This is a genomic window from Methylophilus sp. VKM B-3414 (genome assembly GCF_032248435.1).
Classification (GTDB): Bacteria; Pseudomonadota; Gammaproteobacteria; order Burkholderiales; family Methylophilaceae; genus Methylophilus; species Methylophilus glucosoxydans.
The window spans coordinates 216838-238870 of sequence record NZ_JAVTLI010000001.1 but is presented as its reverse complement, the minus strand read 5'-3'; the positions used below and the strand labels follow the sequence as shown (position 1 = coordinate 238870).

At 53.6% G+C, this 22033-nt stretch carries 15 protein-coding genes; 3 read left to right on the top strand and 12 right to left on the bottom strand.

Features of this window, described 5'->3' with window-relative positions:
- Positions 1-46: 46 nt before the first annotated feature.
- From Q9292_RS01130 to metE, 5 genes are all read right to left on the bottom strand, one after another.
- On the bottom strand, positions 47-1303 hold the full coding sequence (locus Q9292_RS01130) for a PepSY-associated TM helix domain-containing protein (RefSeq protein WP_313983720.1): 1257 nt from the start codon (positions 1301-1303) through the stop codon (positions 47-49).
- A complete protein-coding gene (locus Q9292_RS01125; protein WP_313983717.1) occupies positions 1297-3693 on the bottom strand; it encodes a TonB-dependent siderophore receptor in 2397 nt (798 codons plus the stop codon). The genes Q9292_RS01130 and Q9292_RS01125 overlap by 7 nt, the downstream gene beginning before the upstream one ends.
- A 140-nt stretch (positions 3694-3833) precedes the next feature.
- Positions 3834-4682: a FecR family protein gene (locus Q9292_RS01120; RefSeq protein WP_313983715.1), complete on the bottom strand. Its 849-nt coding sequence runs from the start codon at positions 4680-4682 to the stop codon at positions 3834-3836.
- On the bottom strand, positions 4679-5206 hold the full coding sequence (locus Q9292_RS01115; protein WP_313983712.1) for an RNA polymerase sigma factor: 528 nt from the start codon (positions 5204-5206) through the stop codon (positions 4679-4681). The genes Q9292_RS01120 and Q9292_RS01115 overlap by 4 nt, the downstream gene beginning before the upstream one ends.
- A gap of 151 nt (positions 5207-5357) precedes the next feature.
- On the bottom strand, positions 5358-7655 hold the full coding sequence (metE, locus tag Q9292_RS01110; RefSeq protein ID WP_313983709.1) for a 5-methyltetrahydropteroyltriglutamate--homocysteine S-methyltransferase: 2298 nt from the start codon (positions 7653-7655) through the stop codon (positions 5358-5360).
- Between the two features lie 103 nt (positions 7656-7758).
- Between metE and Q9292_RS01105 the strand changes: the two genes are divergently transcribed.
- Positions 7759-8637 (top strand): LysR family transcriptional regulator, encoded by an 879-nt coding sequence (locus Q9292_RS01105; protein ID WP_313983707.1) that lies wholly within the window; start codon positions 7759-7761, stop codon positions 8635-8637.
- A gap of 33 nt (positions 8638-8670) precedes the next feature.
- Here Q9292_RS01105 and Q9292_RS01100 read toward each other — a convergent pair whose 3' ends face one another.
- The 7 genes from Q9292_RS01100 to Q9292_RS01070 form a co-directional block, all read right to left on the bottom strand.
- Positions 8671-9426 (bottom strand): class I SAM-dependent methyltransferase, encoded by a 756-nt coding sequence (locus tag Q9292_RS01100; RefSeq protein WP_313983705.1) that lies wholly within the window; start codon positions 9424-9426, stop codon positions 8671-8673.
- Between the two features lie 99 nt (positions 9427-9525).
- Complete coding sequence (gene hflX, locus Q9292_RS01095; RefSeq protein ID WP_313983701.1) at positions 9526-10866, bottom strand: GTPase HflX; 1341 nt, start codon at positions 10864-10866, stop codon at positions 9526-9528.
- 199 nt (positions 10867-11065) lie between these two features.
- Positions 11066-11791 (bottom strand): hypothetical protein, encoded by a 726-nt coding sequence (locus Q9292_RS01090; RefSeq protein ID WP_313983699.1) that lies wholly within the window; start codon positions 11789-11791, stop codon positions 11066-11068.
- A gap of 153 nt (positions 11792-11944) precedes the next feature.
- Positions 11945-13357, bottom strand: a complete 1413-nt coding sequence (locus Q9292_RS01085; RefSeq protein ID WP_313983696.1) for a hypothetical protein — start codon at positions 13355-13357, stop codon at positions 11945-11947.
- A gap of 88 nt (positions 13358-13445) precedes the next feature.
- Positions 13446-14843: an efflux transporter outer membrane subunit gene (locus Q9292_RS01080; protein ID WP_313983693.1), complete on the bottom strand. Its 1398-nt coding sequence runs from the start codon at positions 14841-14843 to the stop codon at positions 13446-13448.
- Positions 14833-17943, bottom strand: a complete 3111-nt coding sequence (locus tag Q9292_RS01075) for a multidrug efflux RND transporter permease subunit (RefSeq protein WP_313983691.1) — start codon at positions 17941-17943, stop codon at positions 14833-14835. Before Q9292_RS01075 ends, Q9292_RS01080 begins: the two co-directional genes overlap by 11 nt.
- Before the next feature lie 33 nt (positions 17944-17976).
- Complete coding sequence (locus Q9292_RS01070) at positions 17977-19140, bottom strand: efflux RND transporter periplasmic adaptor subunit (protein ID WP_194747215.1); 1164 nt, start codon at positions 19138-19140, stop codon at positions 17977-17979.
- A 146-nt stretch (positions 19141-19286) separates the two neighbouring features.
- Here Q9292_RS01070 and Q9292_RS01065 point away from each other — a divergent pair, with 146 nt between their 5' ends.
- On the top strand, positions 19287-19898 hold the full coding sequence (locus Q9292_RS01065) for a TetR family transcriptional regulator (protein ID WP_313983689.1): 612 nt from the start codon (positions 19287-19289) through the stop codon (positions 19896-19898).
- A gap of 214 nt (positions 19899-20112) precedes the next feature.
- Positions 20113-21816, top strand: a complete 1704-nt coding sequence (gene ybaL / locus Q9292_RS01060; protein ID WP_194747217.1) for a YbaL family putative K(+) efflux transporter — start codon at positions 20113-20115, stop codon at positions 21814-21816.
- Positions 21817-22033: the final 217 nt, after the last annotated feature.

Below are 22033 nucleotides of genomic sequence, written 5' to 3'. Positions count from 1 at the left end.
CATGTTTGAGCCGCAGTATGGTTACGCCAGAAACTACGGCGCTGAATCAATACCGTTGCAATGTATTGGCAGGCTGCGGCGCGCGTAAGGTGACACGCGATTTACCTGCGCGCTTTCGGCTCCAGATCAGCACGCCCGTGACTGAAATCATCACCAGCGAGAGTCCAGTAACACAGACAAAAATACGGTAGGGCATGCCAAACACCTGCCCCATATGCAAAGCACCCAGCCAGTTGCTAAAGGTGTTCCCGGACTGGTCTTGCGTCGGCAGCCAGTGGCCTTTGATTTCACCGGTATAGGCATCTATCGCAATGGCCGTATTGCCCCGGTCTTGCCGCAAATCGGCCGAGCTATGCACAAAATACTGGTACACGCCGCGCTCGCGGTCCAGACGCAAACGGTCTTCATAATCAATCTGCAGCTGATGGTTTTTTGCAAAGCCTTGCATGGCTTGCTGCGCCAACTGGTGAGCCTGCGGCCAGGGCATGGGCAGGCTGGTCAGCGGTTGCGGCAATTTGGGGATGCTGCGCCAGGACAAATCAAACGGCATCAGCTTGGTCATGATGGGCAGATAGACCTGCTCGCGCAGGTTGAACATGACGCTGGACCAGGCAAAGACCAGCAAGATGCTACACAGCCAGAGCCCAACCGCACGATGCAGGTCAAAGTTGATGCGGGTGCCCGAGGCTTGCCATTTGACCAGCCAGGCCGGTTTCCAGCGTTGCCAGTAACTGCTTTTGGATTGTGGCTGCCGCCGGGGCAAGGTGAGGAAAAACGCCACAAAGGTATCCAGCGTCCACAGCACGGCGACAATGCCCATGATGAGGCGGCCGCTGACACCGGGCAAAGCCAGCGAATAATGCAACTTATACAAAAACGGTAATAGCGTCTCGCGCTGGAATGGCCCTGCCGTGGATAAGCGTGACCCCAGCACCTTACCTGATTGCGGGTTGATAAACAGTTGATCTGCCGGGATGCTGGCCTGCGGATCCACAGGCGTGAGGCGGAAGATCACGGCTTCTGCGTGGTGATCTTCCAGCGTGCTTTGTGGCAATTTGAATTGCAATTCATCGACACGGGTATTGGCGGGCGCCTGCTGTTGCGCCTGCGCTTGCAGCTGGTACACGTCCAGCATGGGCTGGCCTGGTTGCGATAACGCTTGATACAGGTGTGGATTGAGCCATGCATCCAGCTCATCCTGAAAAGCGATGATGGCGCCGGTGAAGCCGGCAATGACCAAAAAAGCGGCCATCGCCAGGCCTACCCAGCGATGCCAAACTACAAGTGCGTGTCTCGTTACCATTGAAAATTTAAATTGGCCATCACATTACGGCGGTAGCCCCATTTGCAACCGTCGCCACTGTATGCACAATTGGCCACATACTCCTTATCAAACAAATTACTGGCATTGAGTGTAAACTGCCAGCCTTTCCAGCTTGTGCCCAGCTGAGACAGATCATAACGGACCGCCAAGTCTACCAGCGTATAAGACGGCAGCTTGAAGGTGTTAGCATCATTACCAAAACGGCTGCCCACATAGCGCACCCCGCCACCAACGACCATGCCCGGCACCCAGCCGCCAGGCAAGCGGTAGTCGGTCCATAATGCGGCGGTATGGTGCGGCACGTGGTTAGGGTCTTTGCCCTGGAACGGCACCCCCTGCAAGCTATTATTACTGCGCGTGATTTCAGGCAGCATATAAGTATAACTGCCAATCAGCGACCAGGCGTCCCACTGGGTTTTGGCCTCGAGCTCCAGCCCGCGAGTACGCACCTCCCCATTCTGCAGATTAAACGTAGGATGTTGCAGGTCAGTCGTGGTCACGTTCTGGCGGCGCAAATCAAAGACGGCGGCACTTAACAGTGTCTGACTGTCTTTAGGCTGGTAGCGGATGCCAAGCTCATATTGCTTGCCTGTTTCAGGGGCAAAGGCCTTGCCATCAAACATGGTGCCGATCACCGGTAAAAATGATTCCGTGTAACTGGCATACGGCGCCAGGCCGTTCTCCGCCAGGTAAACCAGGCCGCTGCGCCAGGTTTCGGCCTGATCGCGTTGCGACGACGAGGCGGCAGGGCTCAGCACATTATCTGTTTGCATGCGGGTGTGGTCCTGACGAACCCCCAGTGTTGCCACCCACTGGCGGTCAATTTTTACTTGGTCCTGCAAGTAAATCCCGGTTTGGCGTTGCTGTTGCTTCAAATTGGCTGACAGCACCAGATTCACCGGTGTTACCCCATATACCGGCGTATACAGATCCAGCGGACTCGCCGTCCCTGATGTACGCAGCACATGGTTATCCAGGCGCTGGCTGTCTATCCCCGCCAGCACCGTATGCTCAAACATGCCGTGCGTCCAGCGGCCTTGCAGATGCGTATCCACCACCACATTGTCGACATTTTCATCGGTACCCATCGCTGCCCGGTTAATGCTGCGCTGGTCTGCGCGCAAGCTCACCAAATAGGTTGAAATGGCATCGGTGCGCAGTTGCTGGTAGCGCAGGTTTTGGCGCAGGGTCAAATGCTCATTAAACGCATGTTCAAACTGGTAGCCCACCGAATACCGTTCCTGCACGTATTTATCCAGGCCTGGCTCACCCACATACCGGCTGGTGGAAATTTTGCCAAAGGGACTGCTCACCAGCGTGCCGACCCGCGGCAATGCCTGGTAGCCCTGGCCACGGTCATTTTTCTGGTAGTCGGTCAGCAAGGTCAGCTGGGTCGCGTCCGAAGGCCGCCAGGTCAATGAAGGCGCCAGATAGACGCGGTCGTCAGTGACACGGTCGATCTGCGTATCGCTTTTTTGCACCAAGCCCACCAGGCGGTAAGACCACACGCCCTCATCATCTAGCCATTGGCTGACATCGCCACGCACCTGTTGCCGGTCATACTGTCCCAAGGTCAAACCCAGCTCATGCAGCGGTTTATCCGTGGGCCGTTTGCTGACCAGGTTAACCAGCCCCCCCGGCGCGCCCTGGCCATACACAATGGAGGAAGGGCCGCGCAATAAATCAATGCGCTCAAGGCCATAAGCCTCAACCACCGTACCGCCCTGATTATTAAATGCATAGTTACGCAAACCATCGCGGAACTGGTCCCGGCCCAGGCTAAAGCCACGGATACCAATATTGTCAGCGCGCGGGTCTGGCCCGTTTGCTTCGGACTGCACACCAGCGGTATAGCGCAAGGCATCGCCTACCGACTGCACGCCCTGTGCGTTCATCTGGTCACGCGTCACCACCGACAACGATTGCGGCGTTTCGATCAGGGCAGTATCTGTTTTGGTCGCCGTCACGCTACGCTTGGCAACATAGCCTTTGACTGGCCCATTGGCGGGTTCTTGTACAGTTTGCCCAGACACGCTGACCTCCGGCAGGTCTTGTGGCTCACTATGCGTATGTGGCGTCACAGGCGCGGCTTTAGTCAGCGTATAGCCAGAGGCGGTGGTCTTTAACACCAGTCCGCTGCCTGCCAGCAGTTTTTCCAGCGCCTGCCGCACGCTCAAATCACCTTTGAGCGCAGGTGCCTGCTTGTGCTCGGTGAGTTCCGTTGAAAAAATAATGCTTTCCCCGGTCTGGTGGGCCAGGGCCTTCAACGCCTTGTCTAGCGGTTGTGCGGGCATATCAAGCTCGACGGCATGCACAGACAGGCTGGAGAGCAAAGCGGCGAACAAGGCAGAGTTGCGAGTAAATGACATCTTCTTCCCATTGAATAAATAATGAATGACATGGGTATGTCGTGCCAGCCTTCGCCAATGTTGATGTCCTTTAGAAATTTTTTTAAGGATGATCCTGACTCAGCGTGATCGAACCGGCGAATCCGGCTTAACCGCACCAATTAACGCTGCCGGATCACCACGTCAGCCTCTGCCTGTTTTTCCACACGCACGGGCAAAATCTCGGGCAACACGGCCAGCAAGGATGCGATGCCATTGATATCGTATTCGCCGGATAGGCGGTATTGCCCCACACTGGCATCCGCCAGTGTGATCTGACCAGCGTGATAGCGCTGCAATTCGGCCACCACGTCACGCAGTGGCAGCCCATCAAAAATCAATCGCCCGTGCTGCCAGGCGGTAGCCGCCTCGGCACTGGTGCACCGGTTTTCAGAAATGGCTGCGCCGCGGGTGGTCACCGAGAGATTTTTAGTCAGCCGACGCTGTGCCTGCGCAGTGATCACGTCTACACTGCCCTCCACCACCGTGACCATGGCCCCCTCCGCGGTATTGCGGACGTTAAACACGGTACCGATATCGCGAATCTTCACCTGGTTGGCATCCACGGTAAACGGTTGCCAGGCGTGTTTCACCTTAAACAGTGCTTCGCCTTGTACCAGCGTTAATTGCCGCGAACGCAGATGTTGCTCGGCCAACAGAACGGTGTTGGTATTGAGACTGACAGCAGAGCCATCCGGTAACTGGAAGTGGGCAGACTGACCAATTGCCGTATGCAGGTGCTGGCTGGACAACACCGGGTCATAGCAGACCACGGCCGCCAACAGGCCGCAAGCGGTGGTTGCCAACGCCTGTTTTATTCGACGCCGTTGCCGGGTTTGCTGCATGGCTTCCTGCAGCAAGGCCTCCCTGGAGGGAAAGTGCGCGCGCAAGGCATCAGCGTATGGCGCCAGCGGATCTTGATGGTCAGCAGGCTGGTTGGGCGCACGCAATGTGTGGTCAGATGCTTTCATAGCCCCGCCCACTGCCGCTGGATGCTGCCCATGGCCTTGTTAAAATGTTGCGTCACCATATTGCGTGAAATACCCAGCGCATCGGCAATCTCCTGCTGCGGCATGTCGTGCAGACGATGCAGCAAAAACACTTGCCGTTGCCGGGCTGGCAGCGCTTCTATGATGCGCTTCAAAGCCTCAAGACGTTGTACAAAATGCATGACGCGTTCGCCATCGATCTGGTGCGCGTGCTCTGCTGTCTGCTGCAAGTGATTGAGGTGGGATTGTTGCGTCTGGTACTGCCGGTAGCGGTCAATCGCGCGATGACGCGACAGCTTGCGCAAAAACGCCACCGGCGTTTGCACCGCCAGTTGCGGCGGCCGCTCCATGATCTCCAGGCAGACATCATGCACCACATCCCTGGCGAAATGCTGGTCGCCAAAACGGCGTCTGACATAGCTCACCAATTCGTCGTAGTGATAGACCAAGGCAACCACGAGTTTGGAATGTTCTGGATGAAGATGCACTGCGTGAAAGACAATCAATAAAAACCATATCTTAGCGGCAGGCAAGAAAAAATACAAATGAAAATCATTATCAATAAAAAATAATTGTTTACCGCCTCCTCGCGTGATAAAAAAGGGCCCGGTATGCGGGCCCTGTAAGTGAATGTGTAAGTGATTTTAGTACGCTGGCTTAAAGTGCGGCCTGTGCACGCAACTGCTGGGCCGCAGACACCATATTGCGCAAGGCCGGGATCACTTCTGCCCATTGGCGGGTTTTCAAGCCACAATCCGGGTTCACCCATAAACGTTCGGCCGGGATGCGCGCCGCCGCTTTTTGCATCAAGGCGACCATACGGTCAGGTTCTGGAATATTCGGCGAGTGAATATCGTAAACACCGGGCCCAATTTCATTCGGGTAGTTAAAGTCATCAAACGCATCCAGCAGCTCCATGTCCGAGCGCGAGGTTTCTATGGTGATGACGTCGGCATCCATGTCGGCAATCTCGGCAATAATGTCATTGAATTCCGAGTAACACATATGGGTATGGATCTGCGTTTCATCGGCCACCCCATTTGCGGTGATACGGAACGACGCCACCGCCCATTGCAGATACTTTTTCCAGTCTGATTTACGCAGGGGCAAGCCCTCACGCAAGGCCGCCTCGTCAATCTGGATGATGCGGATACCGGCTTTTTCCAGGTCTAGCACTTCCTGGCGTATGGCCAGCGCTAACTGGTAGCAAGACACTTCACGTGACTGGTCATCGCGCACAAACGACCAGTTCAACATGGTCACCGGGCCGGTCAGCATGCCTTTCATCGGTTTGCTGGTCAGTGATTGCGCGTATTCAATCCATTGCACTGTCATGGCTTGCGGGCGGCTGATATCACCGAACAGGATAGGCGGCTTGACGCAACGTGAGCCGTAGGACTGCACCCAGCCAAACTGGCTGAAGGCATAGCCCTCCAGTTGCTCGCCAAAATACTCCACCATGTCGTTGCGCTCCGCCTCGCCATGCACCAGCACATCCAGCCCCAGCGCTTCCTGCTCACGCACACTACGCGCAATTTCGGCTTTCATCACGGACTGATAACCCGCCTGATCCAACTCACCTGCCTTGAACTGGCGACGCGCCTGACGGATTTCTGCCGTCTGCGGGAACGAACCGATGGTCGTGGTGGGGAATTTGGGCAGGTTGAACAAAGCGGCCTGTTTGGCAGCGCGCTGCGTATAAACGTTCTGGCGCTGCCCCAGTTGCGGCGTCAATGTTTGCAGCACGGCCTTCACAGCCGGATTATGCACACGCTTGGACAACCGACGTGCCTCTATCGCCACCTGATTGACGGCCAAAGCCACTTTCACCGCCTCGCGGCCATGATTTAAGGCCGTGGCCAGCACCTGCAGCTCTTCGAGCTTTTGCTTGGCAAATGCCAGCCATGACTTGATTTCGCTATCCAGTTTAAGCTCGCTGTCGAGGTCCACCGGCACATGCAACAGCGAACAAGAAGGCGCCAGCCACAAACGGTCCCCCAGACGCTCGGCAATCGGCGCCAGCCAGTCCAGTGTTGCATTCAAATTAGTTTTCCAGATATTGCGGCCATTGATCACGCCCAGAGACAGCACCTTGTGTGCAGGCAACATTGCCAGCAACGGCACAATTTCATGGCGGGCATTGATGGCGTCTATATGCAAACCGGCGACCGGCAGGTTGGCTGCCAGGTATTGGTTATCCGCCAGCGGGCCAAAATAGGTCGCCAGCAGCAGCTTGACGCGGCTACTCTTGAGTTGGTGATAGGCCAGGTTAAACGCATGCTGCCATTCCGGTGTCAGCTCGGTCACCAGCACAGGTTCGTCCACCTGCACCCACGCCACGCCCTGCTGCGCCAGCGTTTCCAGCAATTCGGCATAGACATTGAGCAATTGCGGCAACAGCGCCAGCCGGTCTGAATCATCCTTGGCTTTGCCAATCGCCAGATAAGTCACTGGTCCAATGATCACCGGCTTGGCTTGTACGCCCAGTGCCCTGGCTTCGGCTAATTGCGCAAGCAGGCGCGACGCATCCAGCTTGAAATGCGTGTTGGCCGTAAACTCGGGCACGATATAGTGATAATTGGTATCAAACCATTTGGTCATCTCGCCTGCCGCCACACCACCACAACATTGCGCATGCGCTTCCGCAGACTCAGCCGAGCGTCCACGCGCCACACGAAAATAGTTATCCAGTGGGTCACCATGAAAATCCTGCACCCGCACAGGCAAATTGCCGAGCGTAAAACTCATGTCCAGCACCTGGTCATAAAACGCAAAGTCGCCCACAGGCGCCAAATCCAGCACCGATTGCAATTGCCAGTGCTGTTGCCGCAGGTCTTTGCCTACCTGCTTGAGGGTGTCTAACGAAGACTGGCCTTTCCAGTAAGCCTCCAGCGCAAACTTGAGCTCACGCTGTGCGCCTATGCGTGGAAAACCGAGATTGTGGGTCGTGATCATGATGGGTTCCTTAACAAATCAGAGCCGGCATTCTAGAAAGCGCAACCCATGAAGTAAAATGGTATTATTTCAACTATCTATTAATTTAATTCATATATAACACATGATAGAACGTATCCATCTGGCGATTATCCGTGAGGTCGAGCAAAAAGGCTCACTCACCGCCGCCGCTGAAAAACTGTTTCTCACGCAGTCGGCGCTCAGTCATTCGATTAAAAAGCTCGAACAGCAACTGGGGACGGATATCTGGCTACGCGAAGGCCGCAGCCTGCGCCTGACCCAGGCCGGGCAATACCTGCTCGCCGTCGCTAACCGCCTGCTGCCGCAGTTATCACTGGCTGAAGAGCGGCTGCGCCAGTTTGCGCAAGGCGAACGCGGCACCCTGCGCATCGGCATGGAATGCCACCCGTGTTACCAATGGCTGCTCAAAGTGGTCTCGCCCTACCTGGCCGACTGGCCGGATGTGGATGTAGACGTCAAACAGAAGTTCCAGTTTGGCGGCATAGGCGCGCTGTTTGGCTACGAGATCGACATGCTGGTCACGCCAGACCCCTTGTATAAACCCGGCCTGCTGTTTCAGCCAGTGTTTGATTACGAACAAGTGCTCGTCGTGCATCGTCAACATGCACTCGCGCAAGCAGACTACGTGCGACCCGAGCAACTCAGCAGTGAAACGCTGATCACCTACCCGGTAGACATAGACCGCCTCGATATTTACAACCAGTTTCTACAACCCGCCGGCATCCGTCCGCACCTGCATAAGCCGATAGAAACCACAGATATCATGCTGCAAATGGTCGCCAGTGGCCGCGGTGTCGCCGCCCTGCCACGCTGGTTGGTCGAAGAATATCAAACCCGGTTTGATGTGGTGCCGGTTAAGCTTGGTAAGCAAGGTATTGCCAAGCAGATTTACTTAGGGATTCGAGAAGCAGATATAAAGATTGATTATGTACAGGCCTTTATTAGCTTGGCACAGGCTTAATACACCCGTGCGGTTAGCCGTTTTGATTGGTGGCTAACCCACACGAATCAGATGGCTCGCCCAAGGTGGTACGGTGGTGTACAAAGCATGGAAGCCGCTATTAAAGCTTCCAAAGTTAAATTGCTTGCTCTGGGCTAGCAGAGTGAGCGCGTTTCTTGAAAACAGGCTGATATGGCCATTGCGCGGGGATGCATACCACCAGCTCAGCCGCTGGTTTGGATGGATATTACCGTCAGAGAGCAAGGTAGAAAACAACACCAATCCGTCTTTAGCCAACAACGATGACAAGTCTGACATCAGCGCCCATACATCAGGCACATGCTCGAACACCTCAAAGGCGGTGATGAGCTCAAATTGTCCGAGCGATGCAATGTCTGTCTGCTTGTCTACAAAGGGATCATACGACCTAGAATGCCAACCGGCCTCTGACAATTGCCGTGAGAGCAACCCGTTGCCGCCGCCATAATCCAGATGCCGTAACGTAGGCGGGAAAACAGGGAAGATCGAACGCAAAACCTCTGCATTTGAGGTTGGCCTGATCTGAAGATAGTCAGGATCGACCGCCCCATAGTCCGCGTTGTAGATATCTTCCTCAAACTTGCTTAAAGGCCATTGGTGCAGCTCAGGCGCCCAGCAAAAACCACAGTGATTGCACAGGCCGTAATAGACGGCAACGCCTGCGAGAGGCAGATACTTTCCACGCTGCTCCTCGCAAGATTTGTTTAAATCCACCACATCCAGCAGTGATCCGGCGGTTTTGCAAACGGGGCAGACCAGGCGTTCTTTCATGATAGGCAAAGCGCTAACAAGGCTCTTTAAAAGAATGATTCCTGCATGTTGCCAGTGCCGTGTATGGAGGTCAACAGGTGGGCATTCGAGGCTGGCGATTTATTGTAGCTGCAAAACTTGCTCGCGCAATTGCGCGAAGGTATTGGGCTCACCGCGCAAGGTGAAGAAGGTGCCCTCCTCCTCAGAGCGCTCGCTCAACACCTGGCAACTGCTATAAATTTTGCCGCGCACTTGTTGTGCCGACCATGGCAGGAAAAGCTCGGTTTCTTCCAGGTCTTGCTGAAAAAAGTCCACCATCTTCTGCCGCAGACTAGCCACTTCTTCCGGGCGGCGTGCACTCATCACGATGCAATCTGGATATTTCAGGCGCAGTGCAGCTTCACACTCGGCTTGCGCGGCGGCATCCCCCACATAATCTATCTTGTTAAACACGCGAATCCGCGGCACGGTGTCAGCTTCAATTTCCTCCAGCACGGTGTCCGTGACTTCCAACTGACGCTCAAACCCGGGGTCACTGGCATCAATTACATGCAGCAACAACGCCGCATCCAGTGCCTCATCCAGCGTGGATTTAAAAGAAGCCACCAGGCCATGCGGCAGGTTTTTAATAAAGCCGACCGTATCGCTGACCAGCACGCGCGGCACGCTCTCGGGGTACAAGGCGCGCACCGTGGTATCCAGCGTGGCAAACAGCTTGTTCGCCACCAGCACCTCGCTGCCCGTGAGCGCGCGCATCAGGGTAGATTTACCGGCATTGGTATAGCCAACCAGCGCCACACTCGCCATCGTCTGCCGCTCCTGACGCCGCGCACGTTGCGTGCGGCGCTCGCCATCCATGATCACAATCTCTTGTTGCAGCTCGGCAATGCGGTCACGAATCTTGCGTCTATCCAGCTCGGTGTGCGATTCACCGGCACCGCGCCCACCCGCCCCGCTACGCTGCCGCCCCTGCGGGCCCGCCAGCTTGGCCGCCTCGCGCAAACGCGGCGCCATATAGCCCAACCGCGCAATCTCCACCTGCGCACGTGCCGCACGTGAGCGGGCATTACGGTGAAAAATCTCCAGGATGACCATGGTACGGTCCATCACCTCGCAACCGACTTCAATTTCGAGATTACGCGCCTGCGACGGCGAAATTTCATGGTCAACCAGCACCGCCTCAATATTTAGCGCCTCTGGATTAAATTCCAGCGCCTCAGGGTCTCCAGCCATACTGCGCACATAATCACGAATCTCTTCGCGCTTACCCACGCCCAGATAGCCCGTGATATCAAAGCCTGCGCGCTTCTGCACAAAGGTGTGGACAATCTTGTAGCCCAGTGTTTTTGCCAGTTCACGCAGCTCATTCAGCGAAGCTTCAAACTCCATATCACTGACATTGGGCAGTTGCACGGCCGCCACAACGGCATGGCTGACGGGCTCTTTGACTTCACTTTGCATGAGGAAACGACGCTTCTTGAATGGTAGAGGGCAGATAGTACCTGCAAATGCGGGAATCACCACTATGGGTGGAGAGATAAAGTGTTAATGGGGATTGTTTTGGGTATGTCCGGGGACTAAATGGATATAGTCGCGATTAATGAGTTGGCATCACTGCATACCCTTGCTATCGAGACTGACCCCATTGATTTGCGCTCGACTAATCACTTTTAAAAGAAATCTGTCGTAATAGCAATTTACCTAAAAGCGTGATTTCATATCCTCTAATTTTCATGCGGCCAGAAAACAGGTCAAACACTGGTTGATTAGTTTTCATGTCCGTCTCGTAACGGGGGGATAAAACTCCAAGTTCTATCATGTGCGTCATATAGCTGTTTTGCAGAGCTTGCTTATCAAGAGTTGCCTCATCGCAACCTATGCCAGCAAAAATAGGCTTCAAAACTTCTTGATGTTTTTCAAGAAAGCTAATGTCGCCACCAATACTAGGGGTGAGATAGTAGCGCAGCCAAAGAACCTCAATATCATTAAGCTCCCCAAGTATCCTCAAAAGATGCTTTGACTCGATGAAAGACACAGTTACATCGTCAACTCCGTTAGCAAGCAGAGATGCAAGATATTGCCGTCGCTCATCCGAAACTGATCGAGCTGCCTGGCGAATACCCTCCTCCATAAGGTCAGTGAAATTCTCGTCTGATAGCCTTGCACGCAACAAGTCTTTGTCAAGCTTCGCTAAACGCGCTTCAAGCTCGATGGAAAATTTTGAGAGACGATCAATCCTTTGATTAGGAATAATGCTGCCAGCCAACTCCGCCAAAAGCGAACCTGCGAAAGGTACCATGCCAAGGACTGCCTTTGCCGCAGAAGTAACATAATCTACTGACTGATTTTGTACATCTAAGAAATGATCTAGGTCATCCTTTTTCATAAATATGCCCCTTCGTTAGCCTGAAAGCCAAAGATGATCTATTCATTCATTTCCTTGGTCAAAGTTTAAAGATAGTCTGTAGTTACCGTTATAAAAGACAAACTTTCTGATACATTTCTTTATTGAAATGCTTGTTTGCGTAGAGTACGGTATCTACTTTGCTGTTGGGGGACTTGATTTATCTAGGATCGGGGTTACATATCCAGTTTTCAGCTTATCTTTTAATTCCGGACGAAGCTTACTGACATAGGTATTAAAGTTAACTCGAGAATTAATCACAGCTCTCGTTTGTGAAAGCATCTGTGTGTATACATCAATTTTATATCTGTGTGGATTATTAGGAGTAAGTAAATTTGATTTCGAATCTACACTTATTTCGTTGACATCGTAATCATAAGAAAGCCTCAATGCGTCTCTGAACTCAAATGTTTTGTATGAGCCGCTTCTAAATGACAAAATGCCTTGATTACTGCTGAAAGAATATTTCTTATACTCTGCTGCAACTTGAGCTTTTAAATTAGTTAAGGCTGTTAGATCTATTCCTGCCCCAACGAGTGGTTTGAGTGTTTTGGCAAGTTCGTCAACTTTTACATCCATTTTCGCAGCCATAAGTGATTCAAGGGATTCGGAGTAAATCAAATCACTCACTCGCATTTGGTAGAGCGTTATGTATAGCCTATCATCTCCTGCAAAAGCCTTGATATTTCCCTCTTTGGAAATGTCATCAAGAATTGCACCAATATCATTCCCGATTTCTAATGTGATTTGAACCGGATTGATAAAAATCACATATCCATAGCGATCCTTGCTCCCACCAAACAAAGCACTCGATCCTGGGATATAACCACTTGCGTTAGCCTCCTTTTCAAGTTTCCAATTTGAAACAATTATTCCAGGCTTGTTTACAGCATCTAATGTTGAACTGAGTTCAACTTTGAGTTTATTAACAGATGTTTTGAATGCATTTTCTGCCTTTGGAAGCACTGTTCCATAATTATCTTTTGTTGCACTCTGAATTTCTGAGTTATCAATAAACTTTTGCTTAACAGCAACTAATATCGCTTCTTTTTCTGCATCATCTTTTTTGCTGTCAATGGCAAGCTTGACCAGTTGTAGGGCCTTAATGTCTATTTCTTCTGAAGCGATCTGAGAAATGATCTGCTCCCTCTTTTCAATCTGAATTTTTATATTTGCTGCCTCAATTTGAGAAAGACACGTAGTATCAATATCGCAAGCACTTCTTACATGAAGAATGGACTTGTTTAAGCCCATCCGGGTATTCATCATGTCAGGAAGGTCTGGGCTAAAATATTTATTGAATACGTATCTTATAGGGTCGAAAAATGACATGTGATCAACATCCAAAGTTATTGACCCTGGCGCCTCTTCAGGAGCTATCCCCGTAAGATTAATTGTACGCATGTACCGTACCATTCCATCTCCAGTTTCTACTTGAGATGAGGTTCCCATCTCGGTAAGAGCAACTTTCATAGGATTAGAGCTACATGCAGGAAGTAAAACGGTGGCAACAACCGTCGCCAATGCATTGCTCATTGATGGCTTCATGGCTTCTCCCTTGTTTGCAACTTAAATTAAAAAATTTGTTTGCTTTTAATACATCATACTACTGCAAATCTATTTTAGATATATGGATTTAACTCCCCCCCAGCGCCTTATACAACCCTACCTGATTCTGCAACGCCTGCTGTTGAATCTGCACGGCTTGCGACTGCGCGTCCAACACGCTGCGTTGTGCATCAAGCAACTCTAAATAAGTCACCAGTCCCTGATCAAGCTTGCGTTTCACCAGTTGCAAGCGACTGCTCTCCAGCTCTCGCAAACGTTCTCTGGCGGCAAACTCTTCGGCGATCACGCTGCGTGTACTTAAGATATCCATCACTTCTTTAAACGCGGTCTGGATGGTTTTTTCGTAATTGACGACCTCGATATGCTGGCGGGCTTGGGCCAGGTTGAGGTTGGCTTTGTTGCGGCCGTAGTTAAAGATCGGGAGCACCAGTTGCGGGCTGAAGGCCCAGTAGTTGCTGCCTGTATCCGAGAACAATTTGGAGAAGTCTGAATTGACCAAACCGACATTGGTGGTGAGTTGCAGGCGTGGATAAAACGCGGCTCTGGCAGCACCTATACTGGCGTTGGCGGATTTGAGCTGATGCTCGGCGGCACGAATATCGGCCCGTCTGGTGAGCAATGTGGAAGGCAAACCTGGCGTGACGTCGGCCAGTTTCAAGGCGGCGAGCGGCTTGACCGGCAGTGGCGTGCGGTGTGAGGTTTCGCCCAGCAGCAGATACAAGGCATTTTGCGTAGTGGCGAGCTGGCGCTGCCATTGCGCAAGTTGCGCTTGCACTTGCTCAACCTGAATTTGCGCGGCTTTCACATCCAGCACTTGATCCAATCCGGCTTCAAAGCGGCGCTGGGTGCGTTGCAGGGTTTGCTTGCGGTCATCCAGCGTTTGCTGGGCGAGCTTGAGCTGGTCGTTGATCGCTAAAAAATTGACGTATTGGGTGGCAATCTCGGTGATCAGCGTGGTTTGTACCGCTTGCCGGTTTTCGGCCACGGCAAGGTATTGCTCCAGCGCGGATTGCGTCAGACTTTTTACGCGTCCAAACACATCGATTTCGTAGTCAGAAATACCCACACCAACGCGGTAAAGCTCTGCCTCAAATGCCTGGCTGGAGCTGAACACGGTGCGGCTACGGTCGTAATTGAGGTTGCCCTGTATGGTTGGCAGGCGGTCGGCCTTTTGTACGCCATAGGTGGCTTTGGCCTCATCCATGCGCAACACGGCGGTTTTGAGGTCACGGTTATGCTCCAGCCCAACCTGAATCAGGCGCTGCAAGTCAGCATCTGCAAAGTAGGTTTGCCAGCTGAGTGGCGGCGCCTCAGTGACATGTGTATTGGTCACGTTGTCACTTGCTGGCTGGCCTGGATAAACCTCAGGGACAGGGGCGGCGGGCCTGAAATACTCAGGCACGAGCGAGCAACCGCCCATTGCGAAAGCCACGGCAAGGATGATGGAAATACGGCTAAACTTCATGAGACACCCTTTGCTGTGAGGCTGGCTGTTTCATCCAGCGGCCCACGACAATAAAAAACAACGGCACAAAAAAGATGGCGAGCAAGGTAGCTGTGATAATCCCACCGAGCACGCTGGTGCCGATGGCTACTTGTGCACCGGAGGCGGCACCGGTTGAGAATGCCAACGGGATCACGCCGACACCAAAGGCGAGCGAGGTCATTACAATCGGGCGCAGACGCTCTTTGGCTGCCATCAAGCTCGCTTCCATCAGCGGCATGCCTTGCAACACGTGTTCGCGCGCAAACTCCACAATCAGAATGGCGTTTTTGGCTGACAGACCGATGGTCGCAATCAGACCGACCTTGAAATAAATATCATTGGGTAATTCACGCAAGGTCACCCCCAGCAAGGCACCCAGCACGCCCAATGGCACCACGAGCATGACGGCAAACGGAATCGCCCAGCTTTCATACAAGGCGGCCAATACCAGAAACACCACCAGGATGGACAAGCCAAACAGCAGGCTGGCCTGGCTGCCCGACTGTTTTTCTTCCAGCGATTGCCCGGCCCACTCATAGCCGATGCCTTTTCCCAGGCCATTCACCAGGGTTTCCATGGTGCGCATGGCTTCGCCACTGCTAAAGCCAGGCGCGGGACCGCCATTGATGTTAAATGACGGAAAACCATTAAAGCGCGTGCGTTGCGGCGTGCCCATGGCCCAGTCCAGCGTCATGATGGAAGCCAGTGGCACCAGGCCCCCATCTGCCGCTTTGAGGCGGATTTTCTTAATATCTTCCAGCGTTTGCCGCTGCTTGCCATCGGCCTGCACGATTACGCGGCGCACCTGATTGCCATAGACAAAATCGCCCAGGTAATTCGAGCCGAGCAGCGTCGCCAGCGAGTCGTTGATTTCATCCAGTGACACGCCCAGCGCCTTGGCCTTGCTACGGTCTAGCTGCATGTTGACCACTGGCGTGTCATACAAGCCGGCAAACAAGACATTGGCCAACTCTGGCCGCTGGGCAGACTCAGCCAGCAACTGGTCGCGCGCTTTCATCAGCGCCTCAACTCCCACGCTGGCACGGTCTACCAGCCGCAGGTCAAAGCCGCCAAAACTGCCCAACTCGGGCAAGGGCGGCGCATTCATGGCAAAAATAGTTAAATTGGGGCGACCAAAAAACTTCTGGTTGACGCGGTTTACAATCGCCTGCACCTGTTGATCTGGGTTTGGCCGTTCTGCCCAATCTTTGAGCGTGATAAACAGCATGCCACTATTGGTGCTGGTGCCATAAAAGCTAAAGCCGCTCACCTCAAAGATAATATCAACGGGCTCATGTGCCTGTATATACTCACTCATATCGCCCAGCACTTTGGCGGTTTCTGCCAGCGTCGCGCCTTGTGGCAACGACACCATGACCATAAAGTTACCCTGGTCTTCTTCGGGCAAAAACGCATTTGGCAAACGCACCAGCAGCCAGCCTGCCAGCGCGACAATCAAGGCAAACACGGCCAGCCAGCGCATAGGCTTTTTGAGCAGGCCGCCAGTCAAGTGGGTATAGCGCTCGGTCATGCGCTGAAAGCTGCGGTTAAACCAGACAAAAAAACGCGCTTTGTTGCCTGTCTCATGGCGTAGCAACGTCACGCACAAGGCCGGCGTGAGTGAGAGCGCCAAAAAGGCCGAGAAGCTGATAGACACCGACAAAGCCAGCGAAAACTGGCGGTAAATATTGCCCACCGCGCCACTGAAAAAGGCCATGGGGATAAACACCGACACCAACACCGCCGTAATGCCGACCACGGCACCACTGATTTGCGACATGGCTTTGACCGTGGCATCGTAGGCGGATAAGCCCTCTTCCACAATCAGGCGCTCGACGTTTTCGACCACCACAATGGCGTCATCCACCAGAATGCCAATCGCCAGCACCACGCCAAACATGGTCAGCACATTAATCGAGTAGCCCAGCCAGTACATGACGGCAAACGTCCCCATCAGGGCAATCGGCACGACAATGGTCGGGATCAGCGTCGCACGCAGGTTTTGCATGAACAGGTACATGACCAGGAATACCAGCACAATGGCTTCCACCAAGGTCTGGATCACTTTTTTGATCGAAATGGAAACGAATGCAGAAGAGTCATACGAAAGTTGAAACGCGACATTGGGCGGGAAATATGGCTGCATCTGTTCCATCGCGACCTTGACCCGCTTGATGGTTTCAACCGCATTGGAACCAGGCGCCAGTTTAATTGCCATCCCGGCGGCATTCTTGCCATTGACCCTAGAACTGTAGGTGTAGTCACTGCTGCCCAGCTCAACCTTCGCCACATCTTTAATCAACAGGGCTGAGCCATCTGCCTGCATGCGGATAGGCACATTGGCAAAGTCGTCTACCGTTTTTAACGTAGCCTCGGCTTCGAGTGAGACACTCAGCGGCGCACCGTCCGGCACACCACTGGCACCCACCTGCCCCAAGGTGAGGCGGGTGTTGTAGCTGCGCAAGGCATTCACGATCTCGGTCACGCTCACATTGAGACCAGCCATTTTTTGCGGATCCGGCCAGATGCGCATGGCGTATTCAGGGCTGAACGATTGTACTTTACCCACGCCTTGCACACGCTTGAGCGTAGGCATCACCGTGGCCGATGACAGCTCGCCAAGGTCAATCTCGCTGTAGCGGTTATCTTCCGAGGTCAGCGACACAATCAGCTGAAAACTGTCAGCAGACTTTTCCACCGTGATGCCGCTGCGCCGCACGATTTCCGGCAAACGCACTTCGACACTTTTGAGGCGGTTTTGCACATCCACGGCAGCCAGATCAGGATTGGTGCCCTGACGGAAAGTGACACTGATGGAGGCCATGCCCACATTGCTGGTGGCAGAAACATACATGAGGCCCGGCATGCCATTCATCTCGCGCTCGATAATCGAGGTCACGGTTTCTTCCACCACCTTGGCCGAGGCGCCAGGGTAAGTTGCGGCGATATTGACCACAGGCGGGGCAATATCAGGATACTGGGCAATCGGTAATTGTTTGATGGCGATGAGGCCAGCCAACACAATTAGAATGGCAATCACCCAGGCAAAAATGGGGCGATCAATAAAAAAACGGCTCATGGCCTGGTTCCTGTCTTTCTGCGCACTGCCCGGTTAAGGGGCCACGGCTTTGGTGATATTGTCTTGGGCACTGATCAGTTTAGGCGTCACTTTGCTGCCCGCCGTTTGTGCCGCCACATTGGTGACCACCACTTGCTCACCGGCTTGCAGCCCTTGCTCAATGACCCACTGTTTGTCTATGACACGGCCGGCTTGCACCTCGCGTGACTCCAGCTCGTTTTTGGCATTCACCACCCACACACGCGTCGAAAACTGGTCACGCATCAACGCATCTCTGGGAATCAGAATCGCATTCGGATTGGTGGCCTGACGGATTTTGATTCTGACGTATGCGCCTGGCATCAACACCTGCTGCGGGTTTTCAAAAATGGCGCGCATGACCACAGAGTCGGTCGTTTGGTTGACGGAGACGTCCGAGAATGAAAGTTTTCCTGCTTGGGCGTACATGGAGCCATCCGGCAAGACCAGTTTAATTTTAAAGTCACCATCGTTGCCTTTGAGCTGGCCATCGCGCAGCGCTTTGCGCAAGGTAAACACTTCTGAGGACGACTGGGAAAAATTAACATAGACCGGATTGACCTGCTCGACGGTGGTCAGTTGCGTAGCTTCATCTTTGCCGACCAGCGCCCCCTCGGTGACCAGTGCGCGGCGGGCCACGCCATCAATTGGCGCGGTCACATTGGCATACCCTAAATCCAGACGGGCACGATTAAGTTTGGCCTGGGCAGAGGCCACCTCGGCTTTTGCCAGTTGCGCCTCAGCTTGTGCCGCGCGGTAATCACGCTGGCTCACAGACTGGTCGCCAATCAAAGCCTGATAACGCTGCAACTTGTCGTTGGCATTGACAAGATTGGCCTCGGTCCGCGCCAATTCGGCCTCGGCTTCGAGCTTGCTGGCTTGCAACTGCTCGGGATTGATCTGGAATAACGGCGTGCCGGCTTTCACCACCTGCCCTTCCTGGTACAGGCGCTTGGCGACAATGCCGGAGACACGGGCGCGCACCTCGGCAATGCGGTAGGCCTCGACCCGGCCAGGGAGTTCGACCTCATCGGGAATATCCGCCACCTGCACCTTGACCACCTCCACCACAGGCGCCGCGCCTGCGGGCTGAGCGGCTTCTTTCGGCTTGCTGCACGCAGCCAATTGCAAGATCAACAGCGCCGAAAGCGCCAGCGTCGAGTGAGAAATACGGGACATGCACTACCCTTAATTGTATGGATGACAATATTCTAGCGGCACTTTTATAATTAATCAATCATGACTGATTAATTGTTTTTTGGTATGATAGCGGCCATCATCAACGACTGGACTGTCAGCGAGCCGCCAGGCTAGAACCACCCGACATGGCTAGAAAAACCAAAGAAGACGCGCAAAAAACCCGTGACCAGATTCTGGATGCAGCTGAGCATGTGTTTTACGGCAAAAGCTTTACGCAGGCGACCATGGCTGATATTGCCGATGCCGCGCAACTGTCGCGCGGCGCCGTATACGGGCATTATAAAGGCAAGCTTGAAGTCGCCACGGCCATGGCCGAGCGTGTCATCCAGCAAGCCTCGCCGTTTCAGGGGCAACCGGCGCATAGCGCACTAGAAAACCTGAAACACTACTGCTTGCAGGAAGTCCGCAGTTATATCGAACCCAGCTCTATCCAGCGCGTGCTGTTTTTTCTGTATGTGGGCATTGATGATTCGCCCGAGCTGCTGCAACTGCGCTACAACTGGGAGAAAAAACGCATTGCGCAAATCAACAGCCTGCTGACACAGGCCATTGCCCAAAAAGAGCTGCCTGCTGACGTCGATTTTGACTTGGTCAGTCTCTACTGCCAATCGGTGATCGAAGGCGTATTCAGTATTGTTTACTTTGGCAGCATGAGCGAAAGTGAACGCTGGCAGCGCGCAGAACAATTGTGTACCTACAGCCTGCAACGCTTGTCCATGCCTTTTTCGCAGCCTTAACCCCGTGCCGCCTGCGATTGGTGATTGACGCGGCATGGCTTCTTGCTGCAAGATAAAAAATAAATACATTGATCGCAATTAATTTCAACTTTTTGGCCAGCACACGGTCAGTCTGAACAGGCGGTATGCCTGTGCTTGAAATAGCATCAACGCTTGCGAAACCCATATTGCGCATGCCTGCGTAAATAAAAACAACTTAAAAGAAACCCTGACGATGGACCATAACCTGAGCCTGATTACCACCATTGCCGTCGCGTTTGCGCTGGCACTGGTGTTTGGACTAATTGCCGAAAAACTCAAATTGCCTGCGCTGATTGGCTATTTGCTGGCCGGCATCATGATCGGCCCCGCTACCCCTGGCTTTGTCGCCGATCTTGAAATTGCCTCGCAGCTGTCGGAAATCGGCGTCATGTTATTGATGTTTGGCGTCGGCCTGCATTTTTCGGTACAAGACCTGCTGTCGGTCAAACGCATCGCCCTGCCCGGCGCACTGGCGCAGATGACGCTGGCAACGCTGCTAGGCATGCTGGTCGCCTGGAGTTGGCACTGGAGCTGGGGCGAAGGCCTGGTGTTTGGTTTGTCCCTGTCTTGCGCCAGTACGGTGGTATTGCTTAAGGCGCTAGAGTCACGCCGCATTCTGGAAAGCATGAACGGCAAGATTGCAGTCGGCTGGCTGGTGGTGGAAGACATGGTGACCGTATTGGTGCTGGTGTTAATGCCAGCCCTGGCGGGCGTGCTGGGCGGTAGCCAGAGTGAAGCAACCAGTGTTGCCGCCATTTGGCAAACCATAGGCATGACCCTGCTCGAAGTGGCAGGCTTTATTGCCATCATGCTCGTGGTCGGCAAGCGTGTGTTGCCGTGGTTGCTCTGGTATGTGGCGGGCACTGGCTCGCGCGAGCTGTTCACGCTGACCGTGATCGCGGTCGCGATCGGGGTGGCGTTTTTTGCATCTACCCTATTTAATGTCTCGTTCGCGTTGGGTGCGTTTTTTGCCGGCATGATCATGCGTGAATCAGAATACAGCCACCGTGCCGCTGAAGATTCGCTGCCGTTCCGCGATGCCTTTGCCGTGTTGTTTTTCGTCTCGGTCGGCATGTTGTTTGACCCCAGCATTCTGATCAAACAACCCGTACAGGTGTTGTCTGTAGTGGCGATTATTATCCTGGGTAAGTCGCTGGCAGCGGTGGCCATTGTGCTGGCCTTGCGTTATCCCTTAAATACCGCGTTAACCGTGGCCGCCAGCCTCGGGCAAATCGGTGAGTTCTCGTTTATTCTGGCCGGGCTGGGGGTCTCACTCAACCTGATGTCCCCCGATGGCATGAGCCTGGTGCTGGCAGGCGCGCTCATTTCCATTGCCTTGAACCCGCTGGTGTTTGCCTCGATCAAGCCTCTGGCCAATTGGGTGGTCAGCAAGTCTGATCTGGCCCGGCAGTTCTCGCTACGCATGGACCCCTATGGTGAGTTGCCCATGACTACAGAGCGAAAATTCCTCGAAGGTCAGGTGGTGCTGGTCGGTTATGGCCGGGTGGGCAAACGCATTGCGCAGTCACTGACCGCCGCCGCCATCCCCTATGTGGTCGCTGAACAAAACCGTGAAGTGGTGGAAAAACTGCGCAAACAGGGGCAACCTGCTGTCTCGGGAAACGCGGCGGACCCGATGGTGTTGATCCAGGCCCACATTGCCAATGCCTCCCTGCTGATTATTGCCACGCCGGATGCCATGAATATCCGTAAGATGGTCGAGATCGCCAAGCAGCTCAAGCCGGATATCGAAGTCGTGATCCGCACCCATCATGAGGACGAATACCTGCGCCTGCAAAAAGAACTGGGCGAGACCGAAGCGGTGTTTTTTGGCGAGGAAGAACTGGCCAAGGGCATGTCTGCCCATGTGTTGCGGCGCTTTGAACGCCCGCATTAAGCGGTATCATCAATGACCTTGTACGCAAATTAACGTATGGCGTGCGGGCCTGCCTGGCGTTAAATTAGCACCAAGGTTAATACCTGCTACGCCCCACATTTTAATCACACCGTCAACAGCGCCGGTGATGATTCGAGCAAAAAAGCTCACCCGCCATTTGATGGCCGGTGGGCTTTTTTTATGCGTAATCGGTATGTATCGAGTTACTAGCCTTTTT